Origin of the sequence: Cupriavidus sp. SIMBA_020, assembly GCF_046535395.1 — a bacterium.
In the GTDB taxonomy this organism is placed as follows: Bacteria; Pseudomonadota; Gammaproteobacteria; order Burkholderiales; family Burkholderiaceae; genus Cupriavidus; species Cupriavidus campinensis.
Map to the genome: position 1 here is coordinate 1 of NZ_JAWRWU010000448.1, position 277 is coordinate 277.

Sequence of the window (277 nt, forward strand, 5' to 3'; positions counted from 1 at the left end):
GCCGTGGCCAGTACGAACTGGCCATCTTCGGCTATTCCGCCCGGCTGGACCCGTTGGTGATGTATGAATCGCTGATCGGCGACAAGAAGGTCGAACCGACCCGCCAATGGGACGACCCCAAGGCCTCGGCCCTGCTCAAGCAGGTCGCGATGGAACCCGACCCGAACAAACGCCGCGACCTCTTCAACCAGTTGCACGAACTGATGGCGCAAGACATCCCCATCATCGGCCTGTTCAACCTGCCCGTCGTCACCGCGCTGCGGCCCTCTGTGCAGGG

At 63.2% G+C, this 277-nt stretch carries 1 pseudogene; it reads left to right on the plus strand.

The features are described 5' to 3' along the window. Positions 1-277: pseudogene (locus SB751_RS29985) on the plus strand (ABC transporter substrate-binding protein); the annotation flags it as partial.